20 protein-coding genes are annotated in these 21,799 nt (G+C 69.6%); 15 read left to right on the forward strand and 5 right to left on the reverse strand.

Annotated elements, in window-relative coordinates; all coding sequences use genetic code 11:
- Positions 1-7 precede the first annotated feature (7 nt).
- From B9Y70_RS01880 to B9Y70_RS01895, 4 genes are all read left to right on the forward strand, one after another.
- Positions 8-1,096 (forward strand): glycosyltransferase family 4 protein, encoded by a 1,089-nt coding sequence (locus B9Y70_RS01880; protein ID WP_085548537.1) that lies wholly within the window; start codon positions 8-10, stop codon positions 1,094-1,096.
- Positions 1,097-1,987 (forward strand): ROK family protein, encoded by an 891-nt coding sequence (locus B9Y70_RS01885; RefSeq protein ID WP_085548538.1) that lies wholly within the window; start codon positions 1,097-1,099, stop codon positions 1,985-1,987.
- Positions 1,988-2,001: 14 nt separating this feature from the next.
- Positions 2,002-2,742: a lysophospholipid acyltransferase family protein gene (locus tag B9Y70_RS01890; protein WP_085548539.1), complete on the forward strand. Its 741-nt coding sequence runs from the start codon at positions 2,002-2,004 to the stop codon at positions 2,740-2,742.
- A gap of 117 nt (positions 2,743-2,859) precedes the next feature.
- Positions 2,860-4,014, forward strand: a complete 1,155-nt coding sequence (locus B9Y70_RS01895) for an acyltransferase family protein (protein WP_159449770.1) — start codon at positions 2,860-2,862, stop codon at positions 4,012-4,014.
- Here B9Y70_RS01895 and B9Y70_RS01900 read toward each other — a convergent pair.
- Positions 3,942-5,099 (reverse strand): glycosyltransferase 87 family protein, encoded by a 1,158-nt coding sequence (locus B9Y70_RS01900; RefSeq protein ID WP_159449771.1) that lies wholly within the window; start codon positions 5,097-5,099, stop codon positions 3,942-3,944. The two genes, B9Y70_RS01895 and B9Y70_RS01900, sit on opposite strands and share 73 nt — an antisense overlap.
- Positions 5,100-5,171: 72 nt before the next feature.
- On the opposite strand from B9Y70_RS01900, the gene B9Y70_RS01905 reads away from it, so the two are divergent.
- A complete protein-coding gene (locus tag B9Y70_RS01905) occupies positions 5,172-5,681 on the forward strand; it encodes a polyadenylate-specific 3'-exoribonuclease AS (protein WP_085548542.1) in 510 nt (169 codons plus the stop codon).
- Between the two features lie 58 nt (positions 5,682-5,739).
- Positions 5,740-7,128, forward strand: coding sequence for a class II 3-deoxy-7-phosphoheptulonate synthase (locus B9Y70_RS01910; RefSeq protein ID WP_085548543.1), 1,389 nt, complete (start codon positions 5,740-5,742; stop codon positions 7,126-7,128).
- 54 nt (positions 7,129-7,182) lie between these two features.
- On the opposite strand, the gene pknB is transcribed toward B9Y70_RS01910, so the two are convergent.
- On the reverse strand, positions 7,183-9,318 hold the full coding sequence (gene pknB, locus B9Y70_RS01915) for a Stk1 family PASTA domain-containing Ser/Thr kinase (RefSeq protein ID WP_085548544.1): 2,136 nt from the start codon (positions 9,316-9,318) through the stop codon (positions 7,183-7,185).
- Positions 9,319-9,380: 62 nt separating this feature from the next.
- Here pknB and B9Y70_RS01920 point away from each other — a divergent pair, with 62 nt between their 5' ends.
- On the forward strand, positions 9,381-9,752 hold the full coding sequence (locus B9Y70_RS01920) for an Rv2175c family DNA-binding protein (RefSeq protein ID WP_338025214.1): 372 nt from the start codon (positions 9,381-9,383) through the stop codon (positions 9,750-9,752).
- Here the strand turns inward: B9Y70_RS01920 and B9Y70_RS01925 are convergent.
- Genes B9Y70_RS01925 through B9Y70_RS01935 form a run of 3 tightly spaced genes read right to left on the reverse strand, consistent with a single transcriptional unit; the run spans position 9,655 to position 12,923 of the window.
- The gene (locus B9Y70_RS01925; protein ID WP_085548545.1) at positions 9,655-11,172 is read right to left on the reverse strand and encodes an alpha-(1->6)-mannopyranosyltransferase A; all 1,518 of its coding nucleotides are present in this window, start codon (positions 11,170-11,172) and stop codon (positions 9,655-9,657) included. The two genes, B9Y70_RS01920 and B9Y70_RS01925, sit on opposite strands and share 98 nt — an antisense overlap.
- Complete coding sequence (locus tag B9Y70_RS01930) at positions 11,172-12,269, reverse strand: polyprenyl synthetase family protein (protein ID WP_085548546.1); 1,098 nt, start codon at positions 12,267-12,269, stop codon at positions 11,172-11,174. The genes B9Y70_RS01925 and B9Y70_RS01930 overlap by 1 nt, the downstream gene beginning before the upstream one ends.
- Positions 12,270-12,326: 57 nt before the next feature.
- On the reverse strand, positions 12,327-12,923 hold the full coding sequence (locus B9Y70_RS01935) for a GNAT family N-acetyltransferase (RefSeq protein ID WP_085548547.1): 597 nt from the start codon (positions 12,921-12,923) through the stop codon (positions 12,327-12,329).
- Positions 12,924-13,150: 227 nt separating this feature from the next.
- Here B9Y70_RS01935 and B9Y70_RS01940 point away from each other — a divergent pair, with 227 nt between their 5' ends.
- The 8 genes from B9Y70_RS01940 to B9Y70_RS01975 all read left to right on the forward strand — a co-directional run bounded on the left by B9Y70_RS01940 (position 13,151) and on the right by B9Y70_RS01975 (position 21,797).
- Entirely contained in the window at positions 13,151-13,582 is a 432-nt protein-coding gene (locus B9Y70_RS01940) for an SAV_6107 family HEPN domain-containing protein (protein WP_085548548.1), read from the forward strand.
- A gap of 87 nt (positions 13,583-13,669) precedes the next feature.
- A complete protein-coding gene (locus tag B9Y70_RS01945) occupies positions 13,670-14,059 on the forward strand; it encodes a DUF3040 domain-containing protein (protein WP_085548549.1) in 390 nt (129 codons plus the stop codon).
- Positions 14,060-14,412: 353 nt separating this feature from the next.
- Positions 14,413-14,847 carry a division/cell wall cluster transcriptional repressor MraZ gene (gene mraZ, locus B9Y70_RS01950; protein ID WP_085548550.1) on the forward strand — a complete coding sequence of 145 codons (435 nt, stop codon included), beginning with the start codon at positions 14,413-14,415 and terminating at the stop codon, positions 14,845-14,847.
- A gap of 176 nt (positions 14,848-15,023) precedes the next feature.
- Positions 15,024-16,034 carry a 16S rRNA (cytosine(1402)-N(4))-methyltransferase RsmH gene (gene rsmH, locus B9Y70_RS01955; protein ID WP_420838423.1) on the forward strand — a complete coding sequence of 337 codons (1,011 nt, stop codon included), beginning with the start codon at positions 15,024-15,026 and terminating at the stop codon, positions 16,032-16,034.
- Between the two features lie 35 nt (positions 16,035-16,069).
- Positions 16,070-16,762 carry a cell division protein FtsL gene (gene ftsL / locus B9Y70_RS01960; RefSeq protein ID WP_085548552.1) on the forward strand — a complete coding sequence of 231 codons (693 nt, stop codon included), beginning with the start codon at positions 16,070-16,072 and terminating at the stop codon, positions 16,760-16,762.
- A gap of 175 nt (positions 16,763-16,937) precedes the next feature.
- Positions 16,938-18,797 carry a peptidoglycan D,D-transpeptidase FtsI family protein gene (locus B9Y70_RS01965; protein ID WP_085548553.1) on the forward strand — a complete coding sequence of 620 codons (1,860 nt, stop codon included), beginning with the start codon at positions 16,938-16,940 and terminating at the stop codon, positions 18,795-18,797.
- Positions 18,798-18,834: 37 nt separating this feature from the next.
- A complete protein-coding gene (locus B9Y70_RS01970) occupies positions 18,835-20,313 on the forward strand; it encodes a UDP-N-acetylmuramoyl-L-alanyl-D-glutamate--2,6-diaminopimelate ligase (RefSeq protein ID WP_420838424.1) in 1,479 nt (492 codons plus the stop codon).
- A complete protein-coding gene (locus tag B9Y70_RS01975) occupies positions 20,310-21,797 on the forward strand; it encodes a UDP-N-acetylmuramoyl-tripeptide--D-alanyl-D-alanine ligase (protein WP_085548555.1) in 1,488 nt (495 codons plus the stop codon). Before B9Y70_RS01970 ends, B9Y70_RS01975 begins: the two co-directional genes overlap by 4 nt.
- Positions 21,798-21,799 lie beyond the last annotated feature (2 nt).

A 21,799-nucleotide genomic window follows, 5' to 3' on the forward strand; every position in this document is an offset into this window, starting at 1 on the left:
TCGGCACATGCCCCGGATTCTGCTGGTCACCAATGACTTCCCGCCCACGGTGGGAGGCATCCAGTCCTACCTCCGGGATTTCCTGGCCACCCTGGATCCGCAGGAGGTCGTCGTCTTCGCCTCGACGCAGGACCGCGCCGCGGCCGCGGACCACGACGCCGCGCTGCCGTACCGGGTCATCCGCTGGCCCCGCCACGTCATGCTGCCCACCCCCTCCACCGCGGAGGCGATGAGCCAGATCATCCGGGAACTCGACATCGACACCGTGTGGTTCGGTGCCGCCGCCCCGCTGGCGCTCATGTCCGCCGCCGCCCGCCGCGCCGGCGCCCGCCGCATCATCGCCAGCACCCACGGGCACGAGGTCGGCTGGTCGATGCTGCCCGGTGCCCGCCGGGTGCTGCGACGTATCGGCGACAACGCCGATGTGGTCACCTACATCTCCGACTACACGCTGCGCCGCTTCCGCCGCGCTTTCGGCCCGCACCCGCAGTTCCGGCACCTGCCCTCGGGAGTCGACACCGACTGGTTCCGCCCCGCCGACCGTCCCGCCGGCCCGCCGACCGTCATCTGCGTCTCCCGGCTCGTACCCCGTAAGGGCCAGGACATGCTGCTGCGCGTGTGGCCGCGGATCCTCGACCGCCACCCGGACGCCCGTCTCCGGATCGTCGGCTCGGGCTCCTACGAGAACACCCTCCGGCAGCTGGCCGCCCCGCTGGGCGACGCCGTCGAGTTCACCGGCCCCCTGTCCACCACCGCCCTGCGCGATGCTCTGGCGGCCGCCGACGTCTTCGCCATGCCCGCCCGCACCCGCGGTAAGGGGCTCGACGTCGAGGGCCTCGGCATCGTCTACCTCGAGGCGCAGGCGTGCGGCATCCCCGTCATCGCCGGAGACTCCGGTGGTGCCCCGGAGACCGTCACCCCCGAGACCGGCATCGTCGTCGACGGCCGCCGCGAGGACGAGCTCGCCACCGCGCTGCTCACGCTTCTCGACGACCCGCAGCTCGCCGCGGACATGGGGCAGGCGGGGCGTCGCTACGCGCGGACCGAATGGTCCTGGGACATCATGGGCGCGCGGCTGCGGGATATACTCCGATAGATGAACACGGTGGGTTTCGACATCGGGGGGACGCAGTGCCGGGCCGCCCTCGTGACGGAGAGCGGCGAGATCCTCGAGCAGCGGTCCGTGCCCACCCCGCGCACGGCCGACGCGCTCGAGGACACCATCGCCGCCCTCGTCGATGAGCTGCGCCCGCACGAGCCGGGCGCGGTGGGCCTGGCGGTCGCCGGCTTCCTCGACCCGCAACGCGAGATCGTGCGGTTCGCCCCGCACCTGCCCTGGCGGGACACCCCCGTGCGCGCCCGGCTGCAGGAGCGGCTCGGCCTGCCGGTGGCCATGGAGCACGACGCCAACTCCGCCGCGTGGGGCGAGTACCGCTTCGGATCGGCACAGGGAGCGGGGACGTGGGTGTTCTTCACCGTCGGCACCGGGATCGGGGCGGCCCTCATGATCGACGGCCGGATCTTCCGCGGCGCCTTCGGCACGGCCCCCGAGTTCGGTCACCTCACCGTCGTCCCGGACGGCCGCCGGTGTGCCTGCGGCAAGCGCGGCTGCCTGGAGCGCTACGCCTCCGGCACGGCGCTGGCGGACACCGCTCAGGCCCACGGCATGCCCCCGGGGCTGAGCGGCCATGCCATCATGAGCGTCGCCCGCGGCGGTGATGAGCGGGCCCGCGCGGTGCTCGCGGATTTCGCCGGCTGGCTGGGGCAGGGGCTGAGCATCGTGGCGGATGTCCTCGACCCGGAACTCATCGTGCTGGGCGGGGGAGTGGCGGCCGACGCCGACCTCTTCCTCGCCGGTGCCGTCGAGAAAATGGGCCGGTCCATTGTGGGGGCGGGACATCGCCGTCTCCCGGTCGTGGGAACCGCTGAACTGGGGGCGAACGCGGGTATGATCGGCGTGTCCGATCTCGCGCGCACCGAAACTTAAAGGGGAGAAGTCCGATGGAAAAGAAGTGGTACTGGCTGTACAAGAACGTCCTCATCGGCCCGTTCCTGCGCGTCTGGAACCGCCCGACCATCGAGGGCATCGAGCACATCCCGGCGGAGGGCTCGGCGATCATCGCCTCCACCCACCAGGCCGTCATGGACTCCTTCTTCTTCCCCGCGCTGAGCCCGCGCAACATCACCTTCCCGGCGAAGTCGGAGTACTTCACCGCCCCCGGCCTCATCGGCCGCCTGCAGAAGTGGTTCTTCACCTCCATCGGCCAGATCCCGGTCGAGCGCGGCGCCGCCAACGCCGGTGACGCCACCCTCGCCGCCGCCCGCACCGTCCTCGACCGGGGCGACGTACTGGGCATCTACCCGGAGGGCACCCGCTCCCCGGACGGGCGCATCTACAAGGGACGCACCGGCATGGCGCGTATCGCCCTGGCCACCGACGCCCCCATCGTCCCGCTGGCCATGATCGGCTCCCGCGATGCCAACCCCATCGGCACGTGGATCCCGCGCCCGCGCAAGGTGCGCATGAAGGTGGGCGAGCCGATCGACGGCCGCGCCTACGTCGAGTCCCTGGGCATCGACCCGGATTCCCGCGAGGCGGCCCGCCCGCTCACCGACCATGTCATGGCCGTGCTCACCGAGCTGTCCGGCCAGCCGTACGTGGACATGTACGCCTCCGAGGTCAAGGAGTCCCTCGCCGCCGGCCGCGGATGGCCGCAGGGCGCTGAGCCGACTCTTGGCTGATTGCCAGGCGATCTCTATACTTGACCACTGGACTGTGCCGGAGCTCTCCGGCAGGTAAGTATCAGGCTGCGCGTACGGGATGAGGTGAGACGCGTGTCAGCACCCACCGTCACCACTGTGTCCGCTCCGAAAACCCGCCTACGCTGGCCCGATGTGGCCAAGGGCCTGTCGATTGTCGGCGTCGTGCTGCTGCACGTGAGCCTGGCCGTGCCCGAGGGCATGGAGACCACCGCCGCCCACATCAACCGCATCCTCGACCCCCTGCGGATGCCCCTGTTCTTCATGGTCAGCGGCTTCTTCTCGGCAAAGGTGTTCGGTTTCACATTCAAGGACCTCTTCCTCCGCCGGCTGTGGTTCTTCCTCGTTCCCTACGTGGTGTGGGTGCCCATCGAGCTGTGGTTCAAGTTCCGTGAGTGGAACCTGTACGACGGCAAGGAGATGCCGGGGATCTCCCGCTACATCGAGCACATCGTCGAGGGCCGGAACATGTACTGGTTCCTCTACGCCCTGGTGATCTTCAACATCGTCCTGTGGCTGACGCGGAAGCTGCCCTGGTGGGCGGGTGTTCTCGTCGGTTTCGCCCCGATCCTCATCCTGCCGCTTCACGCGGACCAGCACATGATCGGCAAGGCGGTGCTCTATCTGCCGGCGTTCCTCCTCGGCGCGCATCTGCGTCAGCACATCCGCCACTTCGCGGAGACGGCGACGAGCCTGCGTCACCTCACGCGCGGCACCATCCTCTATGCCGCGGGCTTCAGCCTGGCGGCGGTGTGGGCCTGGTGGAACACCGTCTCTGACGTGTCCTTCGCCTGGCCGCTGCCGTTCGCCGAGACGGTCGGCTTCGTCGACCTGCGGCTCATCGTCAACTCGTTCGTGCAGCTGCTCATGCTGCCGATGGCGGTCATCGTCGCGGTGCTGCTGGCCCGGACCCCGGTGGTGGTGGACGTGCTGTCCTTCCTCGGCCGGCACACCCTGGTCATCTACCTGGGCCATCCCATCGCTCTGACGGTGCTGTACCACTACAACATGCGTGGCTGGGATCTGCCGATCACCCGCGGCGCTGACAACGCCCTCCACGAGACGGCCCTGTGGATGACCATCGGCATGGTCATCTCCGCGCTCGGTTCCCTCGCACTGTGGCTGGTCACCCGCATCCCGTACGCCCGGTGGTCGGTCATGCCACCGCAGCTGGGGGCTGCTTATCGACGTCCCGCGAGCACCCGCGGCGAGACGATCGCCGCCACCACCACCGCGAGCGTCACCAGCAGGTAGGAGCTGCCCACCAGCTGCGCCCACCACGGCCAGGCGTGTTCCGCTCCGTGGTTGTTCGGCAGCAACCAGTGGGGGGAGGTGAAGACGGCCAGCAGGACGACCGCACCGAGAACCCGGCCGGGCCCGAGCAGCAGCGTCACCGCGACGGGGATGAGCCACACCCAGTGGTGGGACCACGACACCGGGGAGCACAGCAGCGCGGCGGTCGACGCCAGCAGGACGGTCGCGAGCGTGGTCTGCGCGCGCAGCATCGCCACGATGATGAGCCCGAGCGCCCCGATGACCAGCACCAGCCACAGCAGGCGGTCAGCCTGTTCACCCGGCTCGGCGAGGCGGGCCAGGACGCCCCGGATCGACTGGTTGGAGGCGTAGGCCTCGCCGCCGATGCGCCCGGTGTCGGTGAGGGTGTCCAGCCAGTAGGTCCAGGAGTTGCGCCAGCTCACCAGGGCGGCGGCCAGGGTGAAGCCCACCCCGGACAGGAAGGTCACGGCCGCGTCCCGCCACTGCCGACGGACGAGGAAGACGAGGATGAACACCGCCGGGGTGAGCTTGATGGCGGCGGCCAGACCGATGAGCACGCCGCGCGGCAGCCACGGGCGGCGGGTGAGGGTGTCGGCGAGGACCAGCGCCATGAGGATGATGTTGATCTGCCCGAAGCCCAGGGTCTCCCGCACGGGTTCGGCGAGAAGCGCCAGCGGCAGGATCCAGGTGGCGACGACCCGGTGATTCACCCCGGGCACGGCGTGACGCAGGACGATGACGAGGCACCACCACAGCAGCACCGCCGAGGCGAGGGTCCAGCCCACGAGCGCCACTGGGTAGGGCACCAGGGCGACGGGGATGAACAGGATCGCCGCCAGCGGGGGATAGGTGAAGGGCAGCGTGATCCCGCCGACCTCGTAGGAGCGGGTGTAGAGGTTGTCGCCCTCGAGGAAGGCCCGCGCGCCCGCCCGGTAGACGTCGATGTCGATGGCGTAGCGCAGGGCGGGGCCGGCGTCGATGAGCCAGGGGAGCAGCGCCGCGACGGACGCGGCGACGGCGAGAACCACGGTGAGGGAACGGGCGGCAGGTGGGGCGTCGATCACGGAGAAGACTATATAGTCGGCGGCCCGTCACCCTGTCATCGTGGTGGGGGCGGCACACGTTAGGCTGATGAGGTGCGCTACTTCTACGACACCGAGTTCATCGAGGACGGCCGGACCATCGAGCTGGTCTCGATCGGCATCGTCGCCGAGGACGGGCGCGAGTACTACGCCGTCTCCACGGACTTCGACGCCTCCCGCGCGAATGCCTGGGTGCGTGACAATGTGCTGGACAAGCTGCCCAACCCGGGGGCCCCGGTGTGGCGTTCCCTCGACACCATCCGCGCGGAGGTCCTGTCCTTCCTCACCTCCTCCCGCGACGATGTCGAGCTGTGGGCCTGGGTCGGTGCCTACGACCATGTGGTCCTCGCGCAGCTGTGGGGTGACATGGCTGGTCTGCCGCGGTCGATCCCGCGGTACACGCGCGAGCTCAAGCAGTACTGGGAGATGGCCGGGAAGCCGCATCTGCCGAAGAGCCCGGATGCCTCGCACGATGCGTTGGTCGACGCCCGCCACAACCTCGAGAAGTTCCGGATCTGCGCCGAGGTGCTCCCGTTGGGGCGGGGAAACCGGGTGCTTCGTTAAGGGGGCGAAAGCATCCCGGGGGGTTACTCGACTGGACACCCGTGCTATGAATATGGGTGTGAGTTGGACTGTTGACATCCCTAAAGAGGTTCTCCCCGACCTGCCGCCGCTTCCCGCCGGCCTGCAGGAGCGGTTCGAGGACGTAATTTCCCGCGAGGCCAAGCAGCAGCCCAGCTGGGACCGGAACCAGGCGGAGACCGTCCGCAAGATCCTCGAGTCGGTGCCGCCGACCGTGGTCGCGCCCGAGGTCACCGCTCTGAAGAAGCAGCTGGCCGACGTCGCCCTGGGCAAGGCCTTCCTCATGCAGGGCGGCGACTGCGCCGAGACCTTCGAGTCGAACACCGAGCCGCACATCCGCTCCAACATCAAGACGCTGCTGCAGATGGCGGTCGTCCTGACCTACGGTGCCTCCACCCCGGTGGTCAAGCTGGCCCGTATCGCCGGCCAGTACGCCAAGCCGCGCTCCCAGGATCTGGACGAGAACGGCCTGCCGAACTACCGCGGCGACATCGTCAACGGTGTCGAGCCGACCCCGGAGGCCCGCCGCCACGACCCGGCCCGCATGATCCGCGCCTACGCGAACTCTTCCGCCGCCATGAACCTGGTGCGTGCCCTGGTGTCCTCCGGCACCGCGGATCTCAACCGGGTCCACGAGTGGAACCGTGAGTTCGTGGCCAACTCCCCGGCGGGCGCCCGCTACGAGGCCCTGGCTGAGGAGATCGAGCGCGGTCTGCGTTTCATGGACGCCTGTGGTGTCCACGATGACTCCCTGCGCACCTCCGACATCTTCTGTTCGCACGAGGCCCTGCTCGTCGACTACGAGCGCGCCATGCTGCGCCTGCACGAGGACGAGGACGGTGAGACCCGTCTCTACGACCTGTCCGCGCACCAGCTGTGGATCGGTGAGCGCACCCGCGGCATCGAGGACTTCCACGTAAACTTCGCCGCGCTCATCGCCAATCCGATCGGCATCAAGATCGGTCCGTCGATCACCCCGGAGGAGGCCGTCGCCTACGCCGCGAAGCTGGATCCGGACAAGGAGCCGGGCCGCCTGACCATGGTGGCGCGCATGGGCCACGACAAGGTCCGTACCACCCTGCCGCCGGTCGTCGAGGCCGTCGAGGCCGCCGGCCACAAGGTCATCTGGCAGTCCGACCCGATGCACGGCAACACCTTCACCGCCTCCAACGGCTACAAGACCCGTCACTTCGACAAGGTCATCGACGAGGTGCAGGGCTTCTTCGAGGTCCACCGTCAGCTGGGCACCCACCCGGGCGGCATCCACATCGAGCTCACGGGTGAGGATGTCACCGAGTGCCTCGGCGGTGCCATGGACATCACCGATGTCGACCTGCCGGGCCGCTACGAGTCCGCCTGCGACCCGCGCTTGAACACCCAGCAGTCGCTGGAGCTGGCCTTCCTGGTCGCGGAGATGCTCCGCAACTGACCCGCTGCTTGTCGACGCCGCCTTCCCCGCCGGGGGAGGCGGCGTTCGTCGTTGTCAGAGGGTGAGGCGGACGGTGGAGTCGAGGCGGGCGTCGTCCCCGGCCGCGGGGCGCTGGCGGGTGACCACGGATGTCGCGTCGTCGTCGCGGATGTTGGCGCGCAGACCGACGGCGTCGAGGGCGTCGCGGGCCTGCCCGGCGGTCATGCCGACGACATCCGGGACGGTGACCCGACCGGCGAGGGTGAGGGTGACGTCGGCGTCCTCGGGGTCGACGATCTCCCCGGCGGAGGGGCTGGTGCGCACGACGGTGTCGGGGCTGGTGCCCACGGCACTGCGGTCGCGGCGCGTGTTGTCGACGGTGAAGCCTGCGGCGTTGAGGGCGGCGGTGGCGTCGGCCTCGGACATACCCTCCACGTCCGGGACGGTGAGCCCGCTGTTGACCACGAGGGAGACCTCGCTGCCGCGGGTGAGGGTGGTGCCCGGCTCGGGGGAGACGGCGAGCACCTGGCCGGTGGGGGCGTCGGCGTCGAAACGCTCCTCGACGCGGGCGATGGTGAGGTCGAGCTCGGCGAGACGGGTCTCCGCCTCCGCGAGCGGGATGCCGACGATCGCGGGCACCTGGATCGGCTCCGGCCCGCGGGAGAGGTGGACGGTGACGGTGGAGCCGATGAGTACGGCCTCCCCGACATCCGGGTCGGTCTCCGCGACGCGCCCCTCGGCGACATCGGCGGACCACACGGGATCCCCGGTGGTCACCGACAGGGTGCGCTCGGCGGCGGCCGCCTGGTAGGAGAGGATGTCCATGCCCTGCGGGTCCGGGACGGTGGGACGGCCCTGGGAGACCAGGACCGTCACCTCGTTGCCGCGGACGACCTTCTCCCCGTCGGCGGGCTCGGTGCCGGCGATGAGGTCGGCGGGGACCTCGTCGTGGTAGACGATCTCGGTCACGGCCCGAAACCCGGCGTCCTCCACGGTGGCGACGGCGGCCGTGCGGTCCATGCCGAGCACCTGCGGGATCTCCCCGTAGCGGCCGGAGCCGAACCACCACGCGCCGATGGCGATGGCGGTGGTGAGCAGGGCGATGACGAGCAGCCACACGACCAGGCCGACCTTGGAGCGGTTGCTCACCGGTGCCGGCTGCTCGACCGGCTCCTCGGGGATGCGCGCCGGGACGGGGGCCTGTGCGGGTGGTTCGATGGGCGGCTGGATCGGTTCGTGGACGCGGGTCTCGGTGACCGGGGGAGCCTCGGTGATCTCGGTGACCATGGTCGGCGGGCCGACGAGGTCGGTGATGTCGGTGGGCACGGCGGCCGCGCGGGTGGCCGCCGAGTTCTGGGGGATGGGCACCGTGAACGACGGCAGCTCCAGCTCCCCGGCGACATCGTCGAGTGCAGCGAGGAACTCCGCGGCGTCGGCGAAACGGTCCTGCGGGTCGCGCGCGGTGGCGGTGGCCACGAGGGCGTCGACAAGCGGGGGGACGCCGTCGATGCGGGAGCTGGGGGCGGGGACGTCGTCCTCGAGACGTCGATAAGCATGGTCCAGCGGGGTGTCACCGGAAAAGGGCGTGGTGCCGGTGAGCAGCTCGAACAGGACGATGCCGGCGGAGTAGACGTCGGAGGCGGGTGTGATGTCGGAGCCGTCGACCTGCTCGGGGGAGAGGTAGGCGGCGGTGCCGACGATCTGCGAGGTGGTCGACGCGGCGGCCGCGGCACGCACGAGGCCGAAGTCGGCGAGCTTGACGCGGTGATCACCGTTGATGAGGACGTTGTCCGGTTTGATGTCGCGGTGGACCAGACCGGAGGCGTGCGCCACTGACAGTCCGGTGAGCACCGACCGCAGCACCGCGGCCGCGGCGTGCGGGGGCATGGGGCCACGCTCGGCGAGCAGCTCCCGGAGGGTGCCGCCGGTGATGAGCTCCATGATGAGGTAGAGGTGGTCGCCGTCGGAGCCGAAGTCGTAGACGTTGACGAGGTTCGGGTGGTTGAGCTGCGCCATGGCGCGGGCCTCACGGCGGAACCGCTGCCGGAAGACGGGGTCGGCGATGTACTTCTCGTCGAGGACCTTCGCCGCCACCGCCCGGCCGAGACGCAGATCCACGCAGCGCCAGACCATGGACATGCCACCGCGGGCGATCGGGTGATCGATGCGGTAACGGTCCTCGAGGAGGTCTCCCACTGCCAGTTGAGCCATGCGAACCAGTATGGTCCACACGCGGGTGCCCACGCCAACGCAGGGCGTCTAGAGTGGAGCGCGTGATTGAGAACGACATCCCCCTGGAGACCCTGCTGGCCGACGAGCCGATGCTCACCCTGCCGGAGACCGCCGACCGCCTCGGCGTGGTGATCACCCGCGTGCACGACCTGCTGGCGGCGAAGAAGCTCATCGCCCACGTCATCGACGGCAAGCGGCACGTCCCGGAGGCACTGTTCCACGAGGGGTCCGACACGACCGGCAAGTACGTGCCCGGTCTGCTCACCCTCCTCGCCGACGGCGGCTACTCCGACGAGGAGATCCTGCGCTACCTGTTCACCGAGGATGAGACTCTGCCGGGGCGTCCGGTCGACGCTCTGCACGGTCAGCTGGCCCGTGAGGTCCTGCGCCGGGCGCAGGCCATGGCCCTCTGATCTCCTTCCCGAAGACCCAGTCGGTGAGCACCCAGGCGAGCACGAACACGCCCGCCATCCACCACGTGTTGTAAAGCTGGTGGTTGCCGCTGCCCGTGAAGGACAGGGTGACCACAATGGAGGCACCCACCGCCAGGCGCAGCACCCACTCCGGCGGACGGACGGTACCGACGAGGGTGATCACCGACGCGTAGTACCAGGGCAGCGTCACCGAATTGAAGACGAACGCCACCTGGTAGGCCAGAGCGGTGCCGGCGAGGGCTCGCCGGGTGGTGTGGCGGAACATCCACCACACGACGACCAGCCCGGCGAGCATGAGGACCATGGAGATGCTGCGCAGCACGCCCAGGGCGGTGTTGTACTCGAAACCGGTGTCGACGACCTGCACCACCCACGTGATGCCGCTGGCCAGCAGGGACGGCAGGGCCAGCGGGTTGATCACCTTCGAGTTGCCGGAGATCTCCGACAGCCAGCCCCACGAGGAGCCGGACAGCCACGTCACCGCAGCGACCACCGCGAGCGTCTCGACGAGCCCCACGAAACCCGTCACCACGAACGCCAGGAAGCGGTGCATGTGGCGGGAATAATGGTGGGTGGCCATCCACACGACGAACGGCAGCGCGATCGCGGCCGTCGCCTTGAGGGAGACAGCCACCGCGATGAGCGCCACGCCGAGCAGGAAGCGCTTGTGCAGGCAGGCGAGCAGGCCGACGGAGACGAGCCCCACCATGACCGACTCGTTGTGCATGCCGCCGACCATGTGGAGGATCATCACGGGATTGGCCACACCCAGCCACAGCGCGAGCGCCGGGTCGCCCCCGAGGGCGCGGGCGATCCGCGGTACCGCCCAGGCGATGGCCGCGAAGCCGAGGACCGAGATGAGCTTGTACACGATGACCCCGGCCGTGACGTTGTCGCCCACCAGCCGGGTCACCCCCTCGCCGATCCACAGGTGCAGCGGGCCGTAGGGGGTGGTGGTGTTGCGCCAGTCGTGGGAGACCTCGAGCAGGTACGGACCCGGGTTGACGGCCGCGCCCTGCGTGTACGGGTCGTAGCCGTCGCGCAGCATCGCTCCCTGCATGAGATAGGAGTAGACGTCGCGCGAGAGCATCGGGGCGGCGGGGAGGAGCGGCAGGATCCACACCCAGAGGGATTTACGGACATGCTTCTCGACGCCCGGTCGGCCCCGCAGCACGTGACGTCGCCCGAGGACGACCCAGCCGGCGAGGAGGAAGGCGACGCCCGCCCAGAACACCACGTTGGAGATGCCCGCCCCGCGGCCGTAGGCCAGGAAATCGAGGTCGAGGGCCTCCAGGACGCCACCCCGGTTGCGGGTGGCACCGCCGCCGAAGGATCCCAGGAGCAGCAGCAGCGAGCCGATGAGCCCGAGGGACAGGGCGGAGGGCAGCCGGATGACCATCAGCGTCGGCGGGCCGTGGCGCGGTGCGCGAGATCGGTGAGGGTGGCCGTGACCTCCGGAGAGGTGCCGACGGCGGCCAGATGGGCCAGGCCGGAGGCGGTGAGGGCGGAGATGCGCTCCTCGAGGGCCTCGACGGCGCCGGTCTCCGCGATGATCTGCGCCAGACGGGCGATCTCCGCGGGGTCGGAGGTGGTGCCGATGCCGCGGCGCAGTTCGGCGGCGGCGGCCGGGTCGCGTTCGTCGGCACGCTGCAGGGCGGTGGCCAGCAGGACGGTGCGCTTGCCCTCCCGCAGGTCGTCGCCCGCCGGCTTGCCGGTGACCTCCGGGTCGCCGTAGACGCCGAGTTCGTCGTCCCGCAGCTGGAAGGCGATGCCGATGTCGCGGCCGTAACCGCGGAAGGCGTCGATGGTGGCCTGGTCCGCGCCCGCGATCGCCGCGCCCAGGTGGAGCGGGCGTTCGATGGTGTAGGCGGCGGTCTTGAAACGGTTGACCGAGTCCGCGAGCTCGATGTCCTCGTCGCCCGTGGCCTCCAGGGAGATGTCGAGCAGCTGGCCCCCGATGACCTCGGTACGCATGGCCCGCCAGGGTTCGCGTGCCCGCTGCAGGGCCGCGACCGACAGCCCGGAGTCCTGCAGCATGTCCTCGGCCCATACCAGGGCCAGATCGCCGACCAGGATGGCGACGGACTCACCGAAGTGCGCCGGGTCACCGGCCCAGCCGTTGTCGCCGTGCACCTTTTCGACGGCCCGGTGCACCGTCGGGTTGCCGCGCCGGGTGTCGGAGGCGTCGATGATGTCGTCGTGGATGAGGGCGCAGCCCTGGATGAACTCCAGGGAGGCGGCGGCGCGCAGCATCGCCGCCGGGTCCTCATCCGTCTCGAGTCCGCCGCCGCCGACGAAGCCAGCCCAGGCGTAGAGCGGACGAATGCGCTTCCCGCCGTCGAGGACGAAGGACTCCAGGTGGGAGACCGCCCTGGTCACCGGGCCGCCGATGGCGGCGACCTGCGCCCGGCGGGAGTCGATGAAGCGGGCGAGCTCGTCGCGGGCCGCGGCGGGAACTTGGTCGAGGGTCAGGGTCTGAATGTCCTGGGTGGTCAACGCGGGTGATCCTTCAGTCGGACGGGGTGGGTACGAGTATCAACGATACCCAGTGCCCTACCGGGGCTGGTCCACCACGGCGGGCTTCTCCACCATCCCGGGCAGGGGCAACGGGACGGACAGCACCGCGAAGGGGCGGGCGTCGCCGTCGAAGAAGAAGTCCCGCAGCTCGTCGCGGAAGCCCATGGAACGGTAGAGGGAGAAGGCGTTGTTCGCCTCGTCCTCGACCTCGGGGGTGGAGAGCATGGCGTTGCCGGCGGGGGCGAGCCACAGCAGCTGGGAGAGCAGCAGGCGGCCGATGCCGCGGCCCTGCTGGGATGGGTCGACGTGGATCTCCGCCACCTCGAAGTAGTCGCGCATGAGCATGAGCTGGCGGGTGTCCGGGCCGCCCCCCTCCCGGAATCCGCGGCGGACCTGCCGGTCCCACCACATGTCGGGGGCACCGATGTAGCCGTAGGCCACGCCGAGGACGGTGTCGTGTTCGAGTGCCACGAGGGCGGTGAAGCCGGGCTGCATGATCTCCTGGCGCCACACGGCGATGCGGCCGGCGCGGATGCTCGGGTCGTAGCCCATCGCCTCGATGTAGAGGTCGACGAGCTGCGGGGCCAGGACGGCGAATTCAGGTCCGGACAACCGGCGGATCTCCATGGTCACACCACCACTGAACCAGAAGTGGGGCCGGTGGTGGGGGACTGGTGGGCGGCGCGGGGTGCGGTGTTCGAACGCGGCGGTCCGCTCTGCGTGGGAAAGATGCAGTTCACCGTTGACGTGTTCGAATGGCTGTTCTATAATGGGGGTGTGGTGTTCGAGGTTGGTTCTAAGGTGACGGCATCACGGAAAGCAGTTCGGTGAACAAGGAGTAAGGAAGGGAGTTGGTTCCGATGGCACAGATCATTTCAGCAACGACGAGGTTTGCCGGGGCGGGCGCTGGTACGCGTCGGGCCGACTTCATTCTCAAGGCGCGGGCCCTGCTGGCGCAGGCCGTGGAACACCGGAAAGCGGGGGACTGGGACCTCGCCCTCGAGGCGGCCTTCCAGGCGGCCCTGCGCACCGCAGGCGCGCGGATCTCGGCGTCGGCGCTGGCGGGCCGTCGTCGCCGCCCGAGCAATGCGTGGGAGCAGCTGCGGCTGGTGGACGAGGACGGTGCGCGGTGGGCGGCCGAGTTCGCCCAGTACTCCCGTCTCCGTTCCCGAGTGTCCTCCGGACTGGAGCGCTCCATCGACCACGCGGTGGTCAACCGGATCATGGATCTGGCCGCCGAGTTCCTCGCCGAGGTGGAGGAGGAGGCGGGCTGGCTGCCGGCCGCCGCGTAACAGGGTTGGCATTGGCGGGAACAATCCCGATAGTCTGGGCGTTAAATCAGTAGACAGGTAAAACCCCAGCGATATCCGGGAGGAACAGTGTCGCTTTCAGAGCAGGAGCAGAGGATGCTCCGGGAGATTGAACAGTCTCTCCTTGCTGACGACCCCAAGTTCGGGGCGTCCGTGGCCGGCGACCACGGCATCGGCGGTACGCCGGGCATCACCCTCCGCGGGATTGCCCTGGTGGTGGTCGGACTGGTCATGCTGGTGGGTGGTGTCGCCCTGGCGCAGCAGAGCCTGTGGTTCATCGCGCTCAGTGTGGTCGGCTTCCTCGTCATGTTCGGTGCCGGTGTGTGGATGCTCCGCGGTGGCGGGGCTTCCGGGGCGTCGCGCGCGCCGCGTCAGTCGACGTCCGACCGTCCCAAGGATCCGTCCTCGCGGGGCAGTCGGATGGAGGAGAACTTCCGCCGCCGGTTTGAGGAGCGTTAGCGCCCCATTTCGAGATCAGGCCCGTCGTCTACCCCCTCGGTAGGCGGCGGGCTTCGTCGATTCCCCACTTTCCCCCACCATGGTGCGTCGGAGGCGACGTCGGCCCGCTGTGGACGCCGTCGCTGTGGTGTGGAAGTGTGGACATGACGCGCCCGGACGGGACGGTGCCCCACTGTGGTTTTCGTGCATTTACCTGGCCAAATAACGGAACGTGTGGGAATAGTGGGGCAATTGGGGGTTGTTGGTGGGGCAAAGTGGGGTATTGTGGGGCGCAGCGGTGGAGCGATCCATCGTGAGAATTGAATCAGGTCTGACAAGATCCGTGGCGTCGAGACAAGGAAGGTGGCCCCGGGATGTTTCTCGGTACCTACACTCCGAAGCTCGACGACAAGGGTCGGCTGACACTGCCGGCGAAGTTCCGTGACGAACTGGCCGGCGGGTTGATGGTCACGAAGGGGCAGGACCACAGTCTTGCGGTCTATCCCCGGGAGGAGTTCACCGAGCGCGTCCGCAAGGCCGCGGCGGTGTCCCGGACCAACCCCCAGGCACGTGCCTTCATCCGAAATCTGGCTGCCAGTGCGGATGAACAGCGTCCTGACGGGAGCGGTCGCATCACCCTCTCGGCCGGGCACCGCGAGTATGCGGGCCTGACCAAGGAGTGTGTGGTCATCGGATCAGTGGATTTTCTCGAGATCTGGGATGCCGAATCCTGGGCCGCTTATCAGCAGGAGACTGAGGCTGCGTTCTCCGCGGCCGATGCAGAAGACGTCCTCGGCGGACTGCTCTGACCTTGATGGTCGTCAAGGGTGGGGCGGGGTACGTGTACGGACTCTGCCCGAGGTGATGCTCTGGTGTACTTCCCCGACATCAGATGAACACATCGGGCAGGGCCCTGTACGTGCCCCGCAGCCTGGACCTGAATACAGCACACGATGACCAGGAAGGGGGCGCGGCCATGAGTGACATGAGCTTCGACATCACCGACAACCACGGCCACGTTCCCGTGCTCCGGGATCGGATGGCCGACCTGCTGGCGCCCGGCGTCGAGAAGCTTGCCGACGCCGCCGTCATCGTCGACGGCACCCTCGGGGCCGGCGGCCACACCGAGCATTTCCTGCGCACCTTCCCCGCCGCCCACGTCATCGGCGTCGACCGGGACCCCGCCTCCCTGGCGGGCGCCCGCGAGCGCCTCGCCCCCTTCGGGGAGCGCTTCGTCGGCGTGCAGACCCGTTTCGACGGGATCGGCGAGGCCATCGCCGAGGGGGAGGGCCACATCTTCGAGCTGGCCCGCGAGCACGGCGTCGCCGGTGCGCTCTTCGACCTCGGGGTGTCCTCCATGCAGCTCGACCAGGTGGAGCGTGGTTTCGCCTACCGCACCGACGCCCCGCTGGACATGCGTATGGATCCGACGACGGGCAAGACCGCCGCGGACGTGCTCAACACGTACAGCCACGGTGACCTGGCGCGTGTCCTCAAGACCTACGGTGACGAGCGTTTCGCCGGGAAGATCGCCTCCGCGGTCCTCCGGGAGCGGGAGAAGGAGCCCTTCACCAGCTCCGCCCGTCTCGTGGAACTGCTCTATGCCACCATCCCGGCCGCCACTCGCCGCACCGGTGGTCACCCGGCCAAGCGCACCTTCCAGGCCCTGCGCGTCGAGGTCAACGCCGAGCTCGAGGCGCTGGAGAACGTCCTGCCGATCATCACCGACCTCCTCGCCGTCGGCGGGCGGGCGGTGTTCATGAGCTACCAGTCCCTCGAGGACCGCATCGTCAAGGCGGCGTTCGCCGAGATGACGGCCTCGAAGACCCCGCCCGGTCTCCCCATGGATCTGCCGGGCACCGCGCCCCGCTTCGCCTCCGTCACCCGCGGTGCGGAGAAGGCGACCGCAGCAGAGATCGACGACAATCCGCGGGCGGCCCCGGTGCGGGTCCGCGCCGTCGAGAAGCTCCCTGACCCGTTTGGAGACCGACCGTGACGACACCGACGACACCGACCAGCAAGGACCGCCGTATGGGTGCCAGCCGCGATTTCACGTCCACCGCCCTCCTCGAGCGGCCCTACGCGCCGCCGGCGCAGACGCCGCTGCCGAAGCGCCGCCGCCCGGTCCCGAATCGACTCGGTTCGCGCCAGGTCGTCTCCGTGCGGGGGCGTCGTGTCGCGGAGCTGAAGAAGACCTCCCTGCTGGCGAAGCTGTTCAGCATCTCCATCGTCCTCGCCATCGCCGGCGTGGCCGTGGCGATGTGGCTGGCGGGCCTGGCCACCCAGCAGACGTTCCAGATGCAGCTGCTGCAGTCGCAGGACAAGCAGCTGTCCAACCAGCTGGAGACCCTCAACCGTGATCTGGAGAACGTGCGTTCCTCCGCGGAGATCGCGCGCCGCGCCGGCGAGCTGGGCATGGTCGCCCCGGCGCAGCCCGGTATTCTCGCGGTGCAGGAAAACGGCGACATCCTGGAGCAGCGTCCGGCAGATCCGGCGACGCGTCCTATCATTGACGTGAATGGTGCCCCGGTCCGTCCGGGGCAGGCATCGAGTGACCCGGACGCGATCGACGAGCTGGGTGACAACCTGGAGGCGGTCCCGCAGGGGCACCAGCTCCGGTCGCCGGATGACATCCTCCCGGATCCGGTGGCCCCGGCCCCCGAGCCGGGCGTGCTGCCCTACGCCCCGAACGTTCCGGAGACAGCAGAATCGACAGACAACTAGCAGGTGAGGACGGCCAGTGACACGACCCGGCCACGGAGGCGTGCGACGTAATGCGGGACGAGGCGACTCGTCCCGCCGGTCGTCATCCCGCGCCTACTCGGATGCCCGGGTGTCCCGGCCTCGCCCGCAACCGCAGCAGAAGACACAGAAGGCACCGAAGGACCAGAAGTCCCTCATGGTCGGCCGCATGCGGCTGGTGCTGGGCATCTTCCTCGTCATCGCCGTGGTCCTCGTGGGCCGTCTGGCGTGGGTGCAGGTCGTGTGGGGCCCGGACCTGGCAGCCAAGGCCCAGGAGCAGCGTGCCCGTATCTACGTCGACCCGGCCCGCCGCGGCGAGATCACCGACAAGCGGGGCAATCAGCTGGCCTACACGATGCAGGCCCGCAGTCTCACGGTGTCGCCGCAACTGCTGCGTCAGGAGCTGGCCCAGCAGCAGGATCTGCAGATGCGTATCGACGGCATGGCCCGCGCCGAGATCGACGCCCAGCTCGACGACCGCGTCGAGGACGTCCTGGTGACCATGTCGGAGGAGATCCCCCGCATGATCGAGGACGCCGGTGCCATCACCGGTGAGGTGAAGTCCCAGGACATCCTGGACAAGCTCCACGCCGAGACCTCCTATGAGGTGCTGGTGCGCAACGTCGACCCGGATGTCGCCACGGAGATCGCCTCCACCTTCCACGGTGTGGCGGCCGACCATCAGGACATCCGCCAGTACCCCAACGGGGCGATCGCGGAGAACATCATCGGCAGGGTGTCCATGGACGGGCAGGGCCAGTTCGGTTTCGAGGCCTCCGGCGACGCCATGCTCTCAGGTATCAACGGCCGTTCCACGGAGGACGTGTCCACGGACGGGCAGGTCATCCCGGGCACGCTCCGCGACGTCGTCCCGGCCGTCGACGGGGCCGCCGTGGAGCTGACCCTCGACCTCGACCTGCAGACCTACGTGCAGCAGCTGCTCGAGCAGGCGAAGGCCAACTCGCAGGCGGAGTCGGCGGAGGCCGTTGTCCTCGACGTCGCCACCGGCAAGGTGCTGGCGATGGCCAACACCGACACCATCGACCCCAACGGCAACATCGAACGGCAGTTGGCGGCGGGCAAGGACTTCGAGAACCAGACCATCTCGCACCCCTTCGAGCCGGGTTCCGTCGCCAAGGTCATCACCGCCGCCGCCAGCATCGAGGAGGGCCTGACCACCCCGGACGAGGTCCACCAGGTGCCGGGATCCATCCACATGGCCGGGGTGACGGTCTCCGACGCGTGGGACCACGGCGTCGTGCCGTACACCACGACGGGCATCTTCGGTAAGTCCTCCAACGTGGGCACCCTCATGCTGGCCGAGCGCCTCGGCGAGGACACCTTCGCCGAGTACCTCGACCGTTTCGGCGTCGGCCGCCCGACAGGCATCGAGCTGCCCAACGAGTCCTCCGGTCTGCTGCCCGCCCGCGAGCAGTGGTCGGGCGGCACGTTCGCCAACCTGCCGATCGGACAGGGCATGTCCTTCACCACGCTCCAGATGGCCAGCATCTACCAGGCCCTGGCCAACGACGGCATGCGCATCGAACCGCGCATCGTCGAGTCCGTCACCGGACCCGACGGCAAGGAGCAGCCCACCACCGAGCCCAAGCGCACCCAGGTGGTCAGCCCGGAGACTGCCGACACGGTCGTCTCCATGTTCCGGGCCGTCACCCAGGATGATCCGGGTGGCCTGCAGATGGGTACCGGTGCCAACGGTGCCGTGCCCGGCTACCAGACCTCCGGCAAGACGGGAACGGCCCAGAAGGTCGACCCCAACACCGGCGCCTACTCGAACTCCGACTACTGGATCACCTTCGCCGGCATCGCCCCGGCGGATGATCCCCGCTTCGTCGTCGCCGTCATGGTCGATCAGCCGCGCGCCGGCGTCGAGGAGGGCGGTGGCGGCGGTGAGTCCTCCGCCCCGGTGTTCCGCGAGATCGCCTCGTGGCTGCTCAACCGCGACAACATCCCGACCTCGCCGCCCATGGAGGATCTGCTCATCCTCCACGCCCAGTAACCACCCCGCCCCCAGGAGGAGAACCACCTTGCACACACTGTCCCACCTCAACCGGATCGCCGGGGGAGAGCTGGTCGCCGCCTTCGGGGCCGATCCCTCCATCACCTCCCTCGAGCTCGAATCCTCCCGTGTTCCCGCAGCGGGCGGTCTGTTCGCCGCTCTGCCCGGCACCCGTCGCCACGGCGCGGAGTTCGCCGCCGACACCACCGCCGAGGCCATCCTCACCGACCGGGCGGGCCACGACATCCTGCGGGAGAAGCAGGAGACCCGCCCCGTCATCGTCGTCGACGACGTCCGCGCCATCCTGGGGCTCGTCGCCGCCGAGATCCACGGCCACCCCTCCGAGCAGCTCACCTTGCTGGGCGTCACCGGCACCTCCGGCAAGACCACCACGAGCTACCTGCTCGAGCAGGGCCTCATGGCCGCCGGTCACAAGGTCGGCCTCATCGGCACCACCGGCACGCGTATCGACGGCCGCCCCGTCCCCACCTCCCTGACCACCCCGGAGGCCACCACCCTCCAGGCCCTGTTCAAGGAGATGCTCGACGAGGGCGTCACCCACGTCGTCATGGAGGTCTCCTCCCACGCCCTCGAGCTCGGGCGCGTCACGGGCACGCGTTTCGACGTCGCGGGCTTCACCAACCTCTCCCAGGACCACCTCGACTTCCACCCGACGATGGAGGAGTACTTTGAGGCCAAGGCCCGCTTCTTCGACCCGGAGTCCCCGCTGGTCGCGGACCGGGCCGTCATCTGCATCGACGACGACTGGGGTCGGCGGATGGCCGACCGCGCCGCCGACCCGCTCACCGTCGCCACCCGTGGGGCGGAGGCCGACATCAGCTCCGCGCAGGCCCAGCTCACCCCGACGGGTGCCCAGCTGCTGGTCATGCACCTGCCGGACACCTTCCTCGAGGCGGAACTCCCGCTGCCGGGTGACTTCAACATCGCCAACGCCGCCCTGGCCACCGGCATGGCCTACGCCGTCGGGGTCGACCCCCGGGACTTCGTCGGCGGCTTCGTCAACGTCGCCGTCCCCGGTCGCATGGAGCGTATCGACGAGGGGCAGGAGTTCCTCGCCGTCGTCGACTACGCCCACAAGCCGGCCGCCGTCGCTGCCGTCCTGGACACCCTTCGCGGTCAGGTCAGGGGTCGACTCGGCGTCGTCGTCGGGGCCGGTGGTGACCGGGACGCCACGAAGCGCCCGATCATGGGCGCGGAGGCCGCCCGCCGCGCGGACCTCGTCATCATCACCGACGACAACCCGCGCAGCGAGGTGCCGGAGACCATCCGTGCCGCCGTCCTGCAGGGTGCGGTCGACGCCGGCACCGACGCGGAGATCCGGGAGATCGGCGACCGCGCCGCCGCCATCGACGCCCTCGTCGAGTGGGCGCAGCCGGGTGACGCCGTCGTCGTCGCGGGCAAGGGCCACGAGGTCGGCCAGCTCGTCGCCGGCGTCAACCACCACTTCGACGACCGGGAAGAAGTCCGGCGTGCACTGAAGGAGAAGCAGTCATGATCCCCCTGACTCTCGCGGAGATCGCACAGATCACCGGCGGCGAGCTCACGGACGGCGCCGATCCGCAGGCGCGCGTCACCGGTTTCGTCGAGTTCGACTCCCGCAAGGTCACCCCGGGTGGTCTGTTCCTGGCCCTGCCGGGTGCGCGTGTCGACGGCCATGATTTCGCCGCCACCGCCACCGAGGCCGGGGCGGTCGCCGTCCTGGCCGCCCGCCCGGTGGGTGTCCCGGCGGTCGTCGTCACGCCCACCGGCCGCAGCGACTCCAACGCCGACATCTACGCCCACGACACCGACGGTTCCGCCCGCGCGGTCGTCGAGGCGCTGGCGGCGCTGGCCCACGGCGTCGTGACGCGCCTGCCGGACCTGACGGTCGTCGGCATCACCGGCTCCGCCGGCAAGACCTCCACGAAGGACCTCGTGGCCTCCGTGCTCCGGCAGGCGGGGGAGACCGTCGCCCCGCCCGGCTCCTTCAACAACGAGATCGGCCACCCCTACACGGCACTGCGGTGCGACGCGGACACCCGATTCCTCGTCGCCGAGATGTCCGCCCGCGGTATCGGGCACATCGCCCACCTGGCGGAGTCCGTGCCACCGCACATCGGCGTGGTGCTCAACGTGGGCTCCGCGCACCTCGGCGAGTTCGGCTCCCGGGAGAACATCGCCCAGGCCAAGGGGGAGCTCGTCGAGGCGCTCCCGGACGCGGGCGTGGCCATCCTCAACGCCGACGACCCCTTCGTCGCCGCCATGGCCCCGCGGACCCGCGCCCGGGTGGTGACGTACTCCACCCAGCAGCGCGCCGACCTGTGGGCGGACGACATCCGTCTCGACGACGTCGCCCGCGCCAGCTTCACCCTCCACGCCGGGGACACCACGGCCCCCGTCACCCTGCAGGTGTTCGGCGAGCACCAGGTGTCCAACGCCCTGGCCGCCGCGGCCGTCGGCATCGAGGCCGGCCTCAGCGTGGCGCAGGTCGCCGCGGGACTGTCAGCGCACACCAACGCCTCCGCCCACCGCATGGACGTGCAGACGCGCGCCGACGGCGTCACCGTCATCAACGACGCCTACAACGCCAACCCGGACTCCATGAGCGCCGGCATCGCCGCCCTGGCCTACACCGCCGCCGCCCGCCCGCACGCCCGCGCCATCGCGGTCCTCGGCGAGATGGGGGAGCTCGGCGAGGACGCGGAGGAGTCCCACCGTCTGCTCGGCGAGCAGCTCGACCGCTACCGGGTCGGCCACCTCATCGCGGTGGGGGACAACCCCAACAGCCGCGCCATGGCCACCGAGGCCCGGAATCGGGGTATAACTACTGAGATCGCACATGACGTCGACGAGGCCACCCGGCTGGTCGACGCCGTGCTGCGCACCCGTCCCATCGAGCACACCGGTCCCGGCAACCCCGGGGACGTCGTGCTGGTCAAGGCGTCCAACGCCCTCGGCCTGTGGCGGGTGGCCGAGCAACTCATCGAGAAGGGTCTTTAGGG

Source organism: Corynebacterium pollutisoli, assembly GCF_900177745.1.
Lineage (GTDB): Bacteria > Actinomycetota > Actinomycetes > Mycobacteriales > Mycobacteriaceae > Corynebacterium > Corynebacterium pollutisoli.